Here is a 13,718-nt window from a genome sequence, read left to right as displayed (position 1 = left end):
TCCGGCGATTCGCCCCCTTTTTCAAAGGGGGCAACAGCCAGCGAGCGTCGCGCTTCCTCCCGGCCTGTTGTGCTCGGCTGCTGCGCTGCGACAAGACAATATTTGTCTTTGGGCCGTATTCGACGAGCCACCTCCGCGACCTACGCGTAGCGGGCAATTTTTTGCATGTCTGCATCAAGTCGCATCAGCCCGTCGACGCAGTGAAAAGCGGGTCTTCGGATGCGTTCTGCATCGCGACGGAAGTCGTTTTGGATTGACCTATTGTCATTTTCGAAACGTGCGCTCAATCGCAAATAACGAAGGCATGCTGTGACAACGTTGTCACGCGATTCGCCACACGCCGAATCCGAAACCATCCGCGGAGAAAGGATCGAATAAGCAACGCGTTCGGGGGAACGACCGGTCCGCAGGATCCATGCCACGTGTTCGTGAACTGCAAGGGAGAGGAAGCTCATGAAATACGCAAGCCCTCGGCAGCTGTTGCTGTCCTTCTTGTTGTTGCTGGGCCTCGCGCCATTGGCGCAGGCGCAAACCGCATCTTGCAGCGGCGTTCCCGCTTGGAACGCATCGACCATCTACAACCCCGGCGACCGGATGGTTTATCAAAACCGCTTGTACCAGGCGAACATCCAGATTTGGAACGCGCCGCCCACCCACTGCCCCAGTTGCGGCTGGTACCAGGACCTGGGCGCGTGCGGCACCGGCACCAACCAACCGCCGACGGTGTCGTTGACCGCACCGGCCAACGGCGCCAGCTACGCTGCCGGCAGCAATATCGCGGTCGCCGCCAATGCGGCCGACAGCGACGGCAACGTCGCGCAGGTGGAATTCTTCCGCGGCACCGCTTCGCTCGGCGTCGACACCAGCGCGCCCTACAGCGCGACTTGGAACAACGCTACCGCCGGCAGCCACACGTTCAAGGCCGTGGCCACCGATAACGGCGGCGCCAGCACCACGTCCGCGACCGTCAGCATCACCGTCACGGGCACGCCGCCGACCGACACCACGCCGCCGAGCGTGCCGACAGGCTTGAATTCGCCGTCGCAGACTTCGAGCAGCGTTTCGCTCGCATGGAACGCCTCCATCGACAATGCCGGCGGCAGCGGCGTGGCCGGCTACGACGTCTACCGCAACGGGAGTTTGGTCGGATCGCCGACGACCACCACCTTCACCGATACCGGATTGGCGGCGAGCACCACCTACAACTACCGCGTCCGCGCGCGCGACAACGCCACCAACGCCTCCGCGCAAAGCGGGCAGATCAGCGCGACGACGAAGACTGGCGGCGGCGGGGGCAACAAGCGCGTCATCGGCTACTTCGTCCAATGGGGCATCTACGGCCGCAATTACCGGGTCAAGAACATCGACACCAGCGGTTCGGCGGCCAAGCTGACCCATATCAACTACGCCTTCGGCAACGTGCGCAACAACCGCTGCGAAGTCGGCGTCACCCAGCCTTCCGACCCGAACACCGGCGTGGGCGGCGATGCGTTCGCCGACTACACCAAGTCCTTCGGCGCCGGCGAAAGCGTGAGCGGCGCAGCCGATACTTGGGATCAGCCCTTGCGCGGCAACTGGAACCAGCTCAAGCAACTGAAGGCGAAGTATCCCGGCCTGAAAGTGCTGATCTCGCTCGGCGGCTGGACATGGTCGCGCGGTTTCGCCAGCGCGGCGCGACCGGAGAACCGGCAGGCCTTCGTCGCGTCCTGCATCGACGCCTACATCCGCGGCAATTTGCCGGTCACCGATGGCGCCGGCGGCACCGCGGCGGCGGCGGGCGTGTTCGACGGCATCGACCTGGATTGGGAATATCCGGCCGCCTGCGGCTTGAGCTGCGGCACGCCCGAGGACAACGCGAACTTCACCGCACTGCTCGCCGAATTCCGATCGCAATTGAATGCGGTGCGGCCGGGCCTGCTGTTGACCATCGCCGCGGGCGCGGGCATCGACAAGATCCGCGTGACCAATCCGGCGGCGTACCATCAGTACCTGGACTACATCAACGTGATGACCTACGACTTCCACGGCACGTGGGATGCGCAGGCCAACCATCACTCGGCGCTGTTCGATTCGCCCAACGATCCGTCGACCGGCGATCAGCGACTTTACAACTCGAACGACGCGATGGAAGGCTTCCTATCGCGGGGCGTGCCTGCCTCCAAGCTCAATCTGGGCATCGGCTTCTACGGCCGCGGCTGGACGGGCGTGGCCAACGTCAACAACGGCCTGTACCAGAACGGCACCGCGGCGCCCGGCACGTACGAAGCCGGCAACGAGGACTACAAGGTGCTGAAGAACCGCGCCGGCACCATCTACACCGACGCCAATGCGCGTGCCACTTGGAAATACGACGGCACCACGTTCTGGAGCTACGACACGCCGGCGATGATCACGGAGAAGATGAGCTACGTAAAAGCGCAGAACCTGGGCGGCGCCTTCGTCTGGGAGTTCAGCGGCGACGATGCGCAGGGCAGCCTGATCACGGCGGTCAGTGACGGGCTGAAGTGATCGCGTAGCCGGCCCACCCCCGTGCCGGCGAAACGGCAGCGCCGGCCTCCGCAAGGAGGCCGGCGTTTTTACGAGTTCCGGCCAATCACCAAGGCAGAGGGGTTGCGTCTATGAAGTGCTTCTCGCAGACGCTCCTCAGCTCATCTTCGAGTTCCCAGCAATACTCGCACTCCCATATGTTGGAGCCGATCTTGACGCAATGGCCGAAGTCGGGACTGGGTTTGCTGCTGATCGGAGTATCTCGCGGAGTATAGGCTGCGCTCTGGGAGGAACCGGCAGCCGCATTGCCTGCGAACAGCAGCGGAATCGCAAAGATACCGATTAGATGAAGTGTTCTCATGCCTTCTCGCGTCAATTGATTAGGAAGGGCCGATGTCTAACCCGCCACTAATGACGTGAAAAGTGCGAAAAGTGGACATAGCTCCTTGGTCGTCCGCATCGCAGGCGCGCCCCCCTTGGCAGGGACGCGCTGACGCCGGCCTACGAGGCCGGCGTTTATGCTCGAGATACGCCGATCTACTGTGAGCGATCATTTTCAGCACGGAGACCGCGCGAATTCGACCAACATTAACTAAGCCTCATCGCATTCCAGATCTCCGCTATCAGAATTGATCATGCAATACGCCACGAAGTCGCAAACGGATTGGTAATCCTCTTCCCGGCAGTCATAAAGCCTACAGTGACTTCCGGTGCATTCTCCGATCACGACTCGACCCGTCGGCTTGGGCAGACTGTCGCCGATTCCAAGTGTCGGACGCGCCTCACGCGCGCTGGCGCTGCCGAAGCCCAACATCAACACAACCGTCGCGCTGATTAATGCAACTGCATACCTTTTCATATGTTTTCCTATCTGTTGTCGATAAGGATCTCCTCGGCATAAAAATCGCCACGAGGCAATAGAACAGACGGAAAAGATAGCGCTGCCGCTGTGGTCGACGCGGAAGGTTTTATTTTGTGTTCAGCGTCTCACTGCCGAGGCCTGCAACTAACTTCTATCCGATTGCAGGACATGCGGCATCGCACTACGTCGCTTCAAAGCTGCACGGCAATCCGAATGAGGTCGTCCAGCAAAGCCGCTGCGGTGACTTCGGCTCCGGCGCCAGGGCCCTGAATGATCAGCGGTTGCTCGGCATAACGATCGCTGCGGATCGCAATCCGGTTGTCAGCTCCGGAGCCTCCGCAAAGCGGGTGGTCGGCAGGCAGCGCGCGCAACCCCACGCTCGCGCCGGCGGCACCGAAGCGCCCGACGAGGCGAAGCTTGGCGCCATCGCGGTAAGCCTCTTGATAGCGCTCTCGCAGCGGCGCGTCGAGCGTAAGCAGCGCGGCATCGAGATCGTTTTCCTTGGCGGCGGCTAAAGCAGCCGGCACCAACGAATCGACCTGTATTTCGTGGGCTTCCAAAGCGATCCCCGCCGCCCGCGCCAGGATCAGCAACTTGCGCCGCACATCCTCGCCGGACAGATCGATGCGCGGATCCGGCTCGGTATAGCCGGCCGCGCGCGCTTCGCGGACGAAGCCGGAAAACGGGCGCATGCCGTCGTATCGGTCGAACAGCCACGCGAGCGAGCCGGACAGCACGCCTTCCACGGCATGGATCGCGTCGCCGCCGGCGACGAGTTCGCGGATCGAACGCAGCAACGGCAGGCCGGCGCCGACCGTGGCGCTGTCGCCGTAATGCGCGCGACCCTCGCGTTGGGCGCGCGCGATCGCCTGCGCGCGCATGAGGTCGGCGCCGTTGCCCAGCTTGTTGGCGGTGACCACGTGGATGCCGTGCGCCAGCCAGTCGGCGTGGCGCGCGGCGACCGCGTCGCTCGCGGTGGCGTCGACCACGATGTCGCCGCGGCGCAAGCGCGCGATGTCGATGTCGTGCGGCTCGCCGTCGCGCGGCGCATCGCAGGCGGCGCGCAGGGCTTGTTCCGGCGCCGCAGCCGCATCGAAATGGCCCCGCGAATTCGCTAACAGCTCGAAGGCCGGCAAAGCGACGCCGCGCTGCGCCAAGCGCTGGTGGCGCGCGACGAAGGCGCTGCCCACGACGCCGGTGCCCAGCAATGCGATCCGGGGCTGCCGTGGCACCCGTGCCGGCGCGGCGACGCCGGCTTCGTTGCGCGCCGTCGCCGCGAGGCTCACGCGTCCACCCGTTTGCGCTGTCCGGCTTCGATCACCGCCTGCGCGCGATCCAGCGCCGCGGCCAGATCCGCTTGCAGGTCTTCCAAGGCTTCGATGCCGACCGAAAGCCGCAACAAGCCGTCGGACAAACCGGCGGCCGCGCGCGCCTCGGCCGACATCGCCGCGTGCGTCATCGTCGCCGGATGCGCGATCAGGCTTTCCACCCCGCCCAGCGATTCGGCCAAGGTGAAGCATTGCAGGCCTTCGACGAAGGCGCGCACCGCTTCCTCGTCGCCGTCTAGTTCGACGCTCAGCATCGCGCCGAAGCCTTTCTGCTGGCGCGCGGCAAGCGCATGGCCCGTGTGCGATTCCAAACCGGGGTAATAGACCTTGGCGACTGCGGGATGCTCATTCAACTGCGAAGCGATGGCCGCAGCGTTTTCTTGGTGCACGCGCAAACGCGCGTCCAGCGTGCGCAGGCCGCGCAAGGTGAGGAAGCTGTCGAACGGCGAACCGGTGATGCCTAGCGCGTTCGCCCACCACACGAACTGGTCGTGCAGTTCCTGCGTCTTGGCCACCACCGCGCCGCCGACCACGTCGCTGTGGCCGTTGATGTATTTGGTGGTGGAATGCACGACCACGTCGGCGCCGAATTCGATCGGCGTCTGCAATGCGGGCGACAGGAAGGTGTTGTCGACCACTGCGATCGCGCCCTTGGCGTGCGCCGCTTCGATCACGAAGCGCAAATCGGTGATGCGCAACAACGGATTCGACGGCGTTTCGATCCACACCAGCTTCGGCGCCGGCTCCAGCGCCACGGTCAGCGCGCGCGGATCGGTCAGGTCGGCCAGCACCAATTCGAAATGGCCTTTCGCCGCCAGCGCCTTGAACAAGCGCCAGCTGCCGCCGTAGCCGTCGTGCGGCACGACCAGCCGGTCGCCCGGTTGCAGCAGCGCGTTCAGCACCAGGGTGATCGCGGCCATGCCGGTCGCGGTGACCACGCCGCCGGCGCCGCCCTCCAATTCCGCCAGCGCTTCGCCAAGCAGATCGCGGGTGGGATTGCCGCTGCGCGTGTAGTCGTATTGGCGCTTGTCGTTGAAGCCGGCGAAACTGAAATTGCTGGACAGCACGAGCGGCGGCGTGACCGCGCCGAACGCGGTGTCGCGGTCGATGCCGGCGCGGACCGCGCGCGTGGCCTGGCGACAGTTCGAATCCGAAGCGCTCATGCCGCGCCTCCGCGACAGTCGGCGAACACGGCGCGCAGGATCGCGGCGACCGCATCGGTTTCCTTCAAGAAGGCGTCGTGGCCGTACTTCGAGCGCAGCACGCGGACTTGCGTATCGGCGCGGACCTGTTCGACCAGCGCGTAGCAATCGGCGATCGGCACCAGCAGATCGTCTTCCACCCCCACCACGGTCGTGGTCACGGCGATGCGCGATGCGTCGACGCTGTGCAGGTCGATCGATTCGGACAGGCGGGTGTAGGCGGTGGCGTCGAAGCGTTCTACGAAGCGCGAACCGCAAGCGTCGAGATAATCTTCGGAAGCGCAGCGTGCGCGCGCGCCGTCGACCACCGCGGCGGCGTCGAAGCGTTCGGCGAATTCCTGCGGCGTCCGATAACTGAGGATCGCCAGCTGCCGCGCCAGCGACAGGCCCTGGTCCTCGGCGCACTGCAACTGGCCGAGCGCGACGATCTTGCGCTGCAACGCACGCCAAGCGCTGGCGTAGGGATGGGCGCGGTGCGCGCCGCTGATCGCGACCAAGTGGCGCAGGCGCTCGCCGTGGTTCGCGGCGAACTGCAGGCCGACCATCGCGCCGTACGAGCAGCCGACGAAGGCGGCCAGCGTGCGCACGCCCAGCGCGTCGAGCACGCCGGCGATGGCGTCGGCCTGGTCGGCGCTGTCGATCGGCGCGTCGAGCGCGCCGTCGGCGCCGAGCCAGTCGATCGCGATCACGCGCAAGCCGGCGAAGGTGCCGGCCTGCGCCTGCCACCAGCCGGCCTGCGGGAAGGCGCCGCTGGCGACGACGTGGCGGTCGGCGGAAATGCCGCCGGCGACCAGCACCGCCGGCGCGCCGGCCGGGCCCACCGCTTCGTAGCGGACGCGCAGCGCGCGGCAGCCGGCGTGGCGCAGGTTCAATTCCAGCGCGACTTCGCCGCGCACGGCGTCGCGGCCCTGCACGGGCTCGAAGGCATAAGGCGAAACGTAGGGATGCGGTGCGAACTGCGCGGCGCTTTCGACGAGGCTCATGGCGATATCCGGTTGGGGACAAGGCCATCGGTGCTTGCGGGCGCGTCGGAAGTCGAGCCCCGCCGATACGGCGGAGCGCAACCATCTTCACGGCGGACGTACAGGTCCCCGCAGGACTTGGCACCTTCGACGGAGCTTTCGCTCCATCGGGTTGCCCCGGCGTCTTCGGGCCTGTCCCTCAGCCGGTCTCGATGGATGGCCATAGACTGCCAGCCATTTTCCGGCCTGTCAATCGCTTCATACGCATAAAGCGATATGTTGTGTCGTGACCATGGACGGGTCGATCCCGCATACTGAACCGATGAGTACACCCCAACGCCTCCTGGCGCTCGCGCTGCTCTGTCTGGCGGGCTGCGCGACCGTGCCGGAGCAATCCAGCAAATCCGCCCAAAACGCCGCGCCGGCCGCGGATGCGACCCTGGTCGCCGAAGCCTTCATCACAGAAGAACACCCGGCCGACGAGCTCGACTCGCTCGCGGCCTGGCCCAAGGACGACGGCGGACTGTGGGTGATCGCCACCGCCAAATCCACCCACCACCTGGTCGTGTTCGACGGCGACAGCGGCGAGCGCCTGCGCGAAGTCGGCGGCAAGGGCCCGGCCCTGGGCGAGTTCAACCGGCCCAACGGCATCGCCGTGTTCGGCGACTATCTTTTCGTGGTCGAACGCGACAACCACCGCGTGCAAGTGCTGTCCCTGCCCGACTTCAAGCCGCTGACCGCGTTCGGCGCCGACCAGCTGCGCAGCCCGTACGGCGTGTGGCTGCACGAAATCGCGCCCGACGAGTTGGACGTGTACATCACCGACAGCTTCATGGAAGGCAAGAAGTTCGACGTGGTGCCGCCGCTGTCGCAGCTGGACCAACGCGTGCGCCGTTACCGGGTGCAACTGGGCGAGGACGAGGTGCAAGCAGAATCGCAGGGTTCCTTCGGCGACACCACGCCGGCGGCGGCGCTGCGCATCGTCGAATCGATCGGCGGGGATCCCGCCAACGACCGCTTGCTGATCGCCGAAGAGGACACCCGCATCGGCACCGATCTGCGCGAATACGACCTGGCCGGACGCTATGTCGGCAAGAGCCTGGCGCCGGGCCGTTTCCGCGCCCAAGCCGAAGGCGTGGCGTTGTGGGATTGCAGCGGCGGACAAGGGTATTGGGTCGCGGTGGACCAAGCCGATCCGCGCACTGTATTCCTGTTGTTCGACCGCGCCACGCTCGACTACCGCGGCAGCTTCATCGGCACCGCCACCGGCCACACCGACGGCATCGCCCTGCACGCCGCGGCGACGCAACGCTTCCCGTCCGGCGCGCTGTTCGCGGTGCACGGCGACAAGGCGATGGCGGCGTTCGACCTGGCCGACGTCGTGCGCGATCTGCACCTCGACACGGCATGCCTGCGCTGAGCCGACGGCAGCGGCTGCACATCGTCGCGCTGGTCCTGGCCGGCGCGGCGTTCGCGGCGCCGGCCGAGCAAGCCTATCGCTGGAAAGACCGCGACGGCGTTGTTCATTACGGCGACCACGCGCCGGAATCGGCGAACGTCCGCGTCGAAAGGATTCCGTTGACCGACGGGCCGCACGCGGCGGTCCGATTGCGGATCGAAGACCGCGACGGACGCTATTCGGCTTGGGCCGACAACGCCCTGGCGGGGCCGGTGGAAGTGCTGCTGCAGTACCGGCGCAACCGCAATTTCGCCAGCGTACCGGCTCTGCCCGCGCGCGCCGTCGTGCCCGCCGGAGGCAGCGTGCTGATCGCGAACCTGTTCACCGCCGACAGCACGCGGCCCGGCGATTACGAAGTCTTCTTGGACGGCGTGCCGGGCGATCCGAGCGCGAAGCCGCGCGAATTCGATTACTTGATCCCGCTGCCGGCGCAGACGCTGCGCATCGACCAAGGTTTCGGCGGCGGCTTCAGCCATGCCGATCCGCAGAATCGTTACGCGCTGGATTTCGCCGCGCCGATCGGCACGCCGGTGATGGCCGCGCGCGCCGGCACCGTGATGCAAATCGAATCCGATTTCGCTCAGGCCGGCCTCAGCGAAGAGGAATACGGCGGCCGCGCCAATTTCGTCCGCATCCTGCACGACGACGGCACGATGGCGCTGTACGCGCACCTGCAGCAGGACGGCGCGCTGGTCCGGGTCGGCCAGCGCATCCGCCAGGGCCAGCAGATCGGCCTGTCCGGCAATACCGGCTTCACCAGCGGCCCGCACCTGCATTTCGCGGTGCAGGTGAACCGCGGCATGCGACTGGAATCGATCCCGTTCCGGATGCGCGGCCCCGAGGGCGTGGTGCAGTTCGCGCGGTGAGCCTTAGAGCCTTTAGACACGGATCAGAGCGAAAAAAGCGGATAAAAGCGGAACAAGGGAAATTCGGAAAACAAATACTAAGCTTCATCCGTTTTTATCCGCTTTTTTCGCTCCGATCCGCGTCTAAAAGCTTTCCCGGCTATAATTCGCGCCACGATTCCGAGATCCGGCGCCCGATGGGCGCCCGAGCCATGTCCGACGTTTCCACCGAAGCCGCCCGCCGCCGCACCTTCGCGATCATCTCGCATCCCGACGCCGGCAAGACCACGCTGACCGAAAAGCTGCTGCTGTTCGGAGGCGCGATCCAGATGGCCGGCTCGGTCAAGGGCCGCAAGGCCGCGCGCCACGCCACGTCCGACTGGATGGCGCTGGAGAAGGAACGCGGCATTTCCGTCACCAGCTCGGTGATGCAGTTCCCGTACGAGGACCGCATCGTCAACCTGCTCGACACGCCCGGCCACGCCGACTTCGGCGAGGACACCTATCGCGTGCTGACCGCGGTCGATTCGGCGCTGATGGTGATCGACGTGGCCAAGGGCGTGGAAGAGCGCACCATTAAGCTGATGGAAGTCTGCCGGCTGCGCGACACGCCGATCATGACCTTCATCAACAAGCTCGACCGCGAAGGCAAGAGCCCGATCGACTTGCTGGACGAAGTGGAAAGCGTGCTTGGCATCCAATGCGCGCCGATCACCTGGCCGATCGGCATGGGCCAGCGGCTGAAGGGCGTGGTGCACCTGATCACCGGCGAAGTGCATCTGTACGAACAGGGCCGCAACTTCACCCGCCAGGATTCGACCATTTTTGCTTCGGTCGAGGATCCCGCATTGGAAGCGCGGATCGGGCCCGACATGCTGCGCGAGCTGCGCGAAGAATTGGAATTGGTGGAAGGCGCCTCGCACCCCTTCGATCCGGCCAGGTATCTGGCCGGCCACCAAACGCCGGTGTTCTTCGGTTCGGCCGTGAACAACTTCGGCGTGCAGCTGCTGCTGGATTTCTTCGTCGAGCATGCGCCCGCGCCCAAGCCGCGCGAGACCACCGCGCGCGAAGTCGCGGCCTACGAGCCGAAGCTGACCGGCTTCGTGTTCAAGATCCAGGCGAACATGGATCCGCAGCACCGCGACCGGGTCGCGTTCATGCGCATCTGCTCGGGCAAGTTCAGCGCCGGCATGAAGGCTTTCCATGTGCGCAGCGGCAAGGAAGTGAAGCTGGCCAACGCGCTGACCTTCATGGCCAGCGACCGCGAAATCGCCGAAAGCGCGTGGCCGGGGGACGTGATCGGCATCCACAATCACGGCACCATCTCGATCGGCGACAGCTTCAGCGAGGGCGAGGCGATCACCTTCACCGGCATCCCGAACTTCGCCCCGGAGCTGTTCCGCCGCGCGCGCCTGCGCGATCCGCTGAAGCTGAAACAGCTGCAAAAAGGCTTGGCGCAATTGAGCGAGGAAGGCGCGACCCAGTTCTTCCGGCCTCTGATGAGCAACGACCTGATCCTGGGCGCGGTCGGCATGCTGCAGTTCGACGTGGTCGCCTACCGCTTGAAGGACGAATACGGCGTCGACGCGTTGTTCGAACCCGTCGGCGTCGCCACCGCGCGCTGGATCCGCTGCAACGATGCGAAGAAGCTGGAGCAGTTCCGCGACAAGAACGCGCTGAATCTGGCGGTGGATGCGGCCGGCGAATTGGTCTACCTGGCTCCGACCCGCGTCAATCTGCAGTTGGCCGAGGAGCGCGCGCCGGATGTGGAGTTCCTGGCCACGCGCGAACATGCCCACGCAGTGGCCGTCGACTGACCCGCTCCCACAAAGGCAAGACCGAGCATTTGCTCGATTCTTGGCGCACACTCTGTGCCCATGGAACGCGCAGTCGACCTACGCGAAGAATTCGCCAGCGCGCTGACCCACGGCCTGGGCGCCGCCGCCGCGCTCGCCGGCGGCGCGGTGCTGATCACGCTCGCCGCGTTGTACGGCGACCACTGGCAGCTGATCGCGTCGATCGTGTTCGGCCTATGCCTGTTGCTGCTGTACATCGCCTCGACCCTGTACCACGCCATCCAGCACCCGATCGCCAAGGCGCGGCTGAAGGTGTTCGACCATTGCGCGATCTATCTGCTGATCGCCGGCACCTATACGCCATTCACGCTGATCGGCCTGCGCGGCCCGGTCGGCTGGTGGCTGTTCGCGGCGATCTGGAGCCTGGCCGCGCTCGGCGTCGCGTTCAAACTGTTCTATACCGGCCGCTTCAAGCTGCTGTCCACTTTGATCTACGTGGCCATGGGCTGGCTGGTGCTGCTGGCCATCAAGCCGCTGCTGCAGGCGCTGGACGACTGGACCTTCGGCTGGCTGCTGGCCGGGGGCGTGCTGTACACGCTGGGCACCGTTTTCTACCACCGCCCTTCGCTGCGCTATTCGCACGCGGTGTGGCATCTGTTCGTGATCGCCGGCAGCGTCTGCCATTACGTGGCCGTGCTGGCGCAGATAGCCCCGGCTCGCTGAACGCCGCGCAACGGTTTCACCCTCGTTTTACCTGCGCCTGACCAAGGTGTGCGGAATCCTTGGGAATCCGCGATGAACGCTCCTGACGCCCCAGCGCCGCCGCGCAAACGCACGCCGTTCGTGGACGACGTCGGCCAGCATCCGTGGCTGACGCTGGCGGTGTTGCTGATCCTGGCGCTGATCCTGCTGATCGTGTTCTGGGACTGGAACTGGATCAAAGGCCCGGTGGAGCGCCAGGTCGAAGCCCGCACCGGCCGCAGCTTCGACATCGGCGGCGACCTCGACGTGGACCTGGGCAAGGTGGTCACGATCCGCGCCGATAAACTCGTCTTCGGCAACGCCGCTTGGTCCAAGCAGCCCACGATGGCGGCGGCCGACCGCATGGAATTGCGCCTGGAATTGTGGCCCGCCCTGATCAAACGGCATGAAGTGCTGATCCCAGAATTGCGCCTGACCAAACCCGACGCTTATCTGGAAACCGGACCGGACGGCAAAGGCAATTGGGTGTTCGGCCCCGACACCGGCGGCGAGCCGCCGCAGTTCCGCCGGTTGTGGGTGGACGAAGGGCGGCTGCGTTTCGTCGACGCGCGCGGCAAGACCGACATCGATATCGATCTGCAAAGTTACGAAGCGCAGCGGCGCGGCGCGGCGCCGGCGATCCAGGTCGACGGCGACGGACGCTGGAAAGGCAACCCGTTCGCGTTGAAAGGCCGCGCCGAATCGCCGTTGGAATTGGCCAATACCGACGAGCCCTATCGCATCGACCTGCGCGCCAGCGCCGGCCGCACCCGCGCGCATGCGCGCGGCACCCTGCTCGATCCTTTGCGCTTGCGCGGGTTCGATCTGCGCTTCGCGCTGTCCGGACAGAACCTGGACGATCTGTATCCGCTGATCGGCGTCGCCATTCCGCCCACGCCGCCTTACAGCTTCGACGGCCGCCTCACGCGCATCGGCGACACCTGGCGCTACGACGATTTCGCCGGCAAGGTCGGCAACAGCGATCTGCGCGGTTACGCCCACGTCATCACCGGCCGCGCGCGGCCGTTCTTGAAGGCCGATCTGGCGTCGAAACGGCTGGACTTCGAGGACCTCTCGGGCTTCGTCGGTTCGGGCCGCAAATCCGAAGGCGCCGATTCGACGAATCCGGAATTGCAAGCGCTGGCCGCGAAACAGGCGGCGAGCCCGCGCGTGCTGCCGGACACGCCCTACCAGCTGGACAAGCTGCGCGCGATGGACGCGGACGTGCGCTTGAAGGCGGTGCGGATCAATGCGCCGTCGCTGCCGATCGACGACATGGACGCGCATCTTTTCCTGGACGGCGGCTTGCTGCGGCTGGAGCCCTTGAATTTCGGCGTCGCCGACGGCGATATCCGCTCCAACATCCGCATGGACGCGCGGCAGTCGACGATCCTTACCCGCGCCGACGTCGCGATGCGCGGATTGAGCCTGCCCAAGCTGATGCCGGACGGCACGCTGGCGCAGGAATCCATCGGCAAGATCGGCGGCAAGCTCGATGTGACGACGCGCGGCAATTCCATCGCGAACATGCTCGGCAACGCCGACGGCGACATCGCCATCGGCATGGGCCAGGGCCAAGTGAGCAAGCTGCTGATGAAATTGGCGGGACTGAACTTGGCCGGCGCGATCCGGACCAAGTTGTCCGGCGACAAACCCATTCCGATCCGTTGCGCGTTCGGCGACTTCGCGGTGAAGGACGGCCTGATGACGACGCGCGCGCTGGCCTTCGACACCACCGACACGATCGTGATCGGCTCCGGCACGGTGAGCTTGCGCGACGAAACCCTGGATCTGACGATGCGGCCGCGACCGAAGGGCCGCAGCCTATTGTCGTTGCGGGTGCCGCTGTACGTCGATGGTACGTTCAAGCATCCGAACGTGCGTCCGGATTATGCCCGGATCGGGTTGCGCGGCGGCATCGCGCTGGCGCTGGCCACGATCGCCCCGCCGGCCGCGCTGCTGGCGACGACCGAGCTTGGCGGCGGCCAGGACGCCGATTGCGGCGGGCGTTACGCGAAGTGAGACCGCCGTAACGT

9 protein-coding genes and 1 riboswitch are annotated in these 13,718 nt (G+C 65.7%); of the genes, 6 read left to right on the top strand and 3 right to left on the bottom strand.

Translation table 11 applies throughout. The features are described 5' to 3' along the window. Positions 1-453: 453 nt before the first annotated feature. Positions 454-2,508 (top strand): glycosyl hydrolase family 18 protein, encoded by a 2,055-nt coding sequence (locus FCE95_RS17420; protein WP_137267287.1) that lies wholly within the window; start codon positions 454-456, stop codon positions 2,506-2,508. 1,032 nt (positions 2,509-3,540) lie between these two features. Here the strand turns inward: FCE95_RS17420 and FCE95_RS12225 are convergent. The 3 genes from FCE95_RS12225 to metX are packed head-to-tail and all read right to left on the bottom strand — an operon-like array spanning position 3,541 to position 6,862. Further along, positions 3,541-4,581 (bottom strand): homoserine dehydrogenase family protein, encoded by a 1,041-nt coding sequence (locus FCE95_RS12225; protein ID WP_137267591.1) that lies wholly within the window; start codon positions 4,579-4,581, stop codon positions 3,541-3,543. A gap of 50 nt (positions 4,582-4,631) precedes the next feature. Further along, the gene (locus FCE95_RS12220) at positions 4,632-5,840 is read right to left on the bottom strand and encodes an O-succinylhomoserine (thiol)-lyase (protein ID WP_137267286.1); all 1,209 of its coding nucleotides are present in this window, start codon (positions 5,838-5,840) and stop codon (positions 4,632-4,634) included. Then, entirely contained in the window at positions 5,837-6,862 is a 1,026-nt protein-coding gene (metX, locus tag FCE95_RS12215) for a homoserine O-succinyltransferase MetX (protein ID WP_137267285.1), read from the bottom strand. Before metX ends, FCE95_RS12220 begins: the two co-directional genes overlap by 4 nt. Before the next feature lie 78 nt (positions 6,863-6,940). Further along, positions 6,941-7,060, bottom strand: a riboswitch (SAM riboswitch). 103 nt (positions 7,061-7,163) lie between these two features. On the opposite strand from metX, the gene FCE95_RS12210 reads away from it, so the two are divergent. From FCE95_RS12210 to FCE95_RS12190, 5 genes are all read left to right on the top strand, one after another. After that, the gene (locus tag FCE95_RS12210) at positions 7,164-8,261 is read left to right on the top strand and encodes a phytase (protein ID WP_137267284.1); all 1,098 of its coding nucleotides are present in this window, start codon (positions 7,164-7,166) and stop codon (positions 8,259-8,261) included. Continuing rightward, complete coding sequence (locus tag FCE95_RS17415) at positions 8,249-9,166, top strand: peptidoglycan DD-metalloendopeptidase family protein (RefSeq protein ID WP_137267283.1); 918 nt, start codon at positions 8,249-8,251, stop codon at positions 9,164-9,166. The genes FCE95_RS12210 and FCE95_RS17415 overlap by 13 nt, the downstream gene beginning before the upstream one ends. 191 nt (positions 9,167-9,357) lie before the next feature. Then, positions 9,358-10,962, top strand: coding sequence for a peptide chain release factor 3 (locus tag FCE95_RS12200; RefSeq protein WP_137267282.1), 1,605 nt, complete (start codon positions 9,358-9,360; stop codon positions 10,960-10,962). Positions 10,963-11,022: 60 nt separating this feature from the next. Further along, positions 11,023-11,664: a PAQR family membrane homeostasis protein TrhA gene (gene trhA, locus FCE95_RS12195; RefSeq protein WP_137267281.1), complete on the top strand. Its 642-nt coding sequence runs from the start codon at positions 11,023-11,025 to the stop codon at positions 11,662-11,664. A 72-nt stretch (positions 11,665-11,736) separates the two neighbouring features. Next, positions 11,737-13,704, top strand: a complete 1,968-nt coding sequence (locus FCE95_RS12190; RefSeq protein ID WP_137267280.1) for an AsmA family protein — start codon at positions 11,737-11,739, stop codon at positions 13,702-13,704. Positions 13,705-13,718 lie beyond the last annotated feature (14 nt).

The organism is Luteimonas gilva (genome assembly GCF_005239095.1).
GTDB lineage: Bacteria > Pseudomonadota > Gammaproteobacteria > Xanthomonadales > Xanthomonadaceae > Luteimonas_C > Luteimonas_C gilva.
The sequence above is the reverse complement of the archived record's forward strand: the minus strand, read 5'-3'. Positions and strand labels throughout refer to the sequence as shown.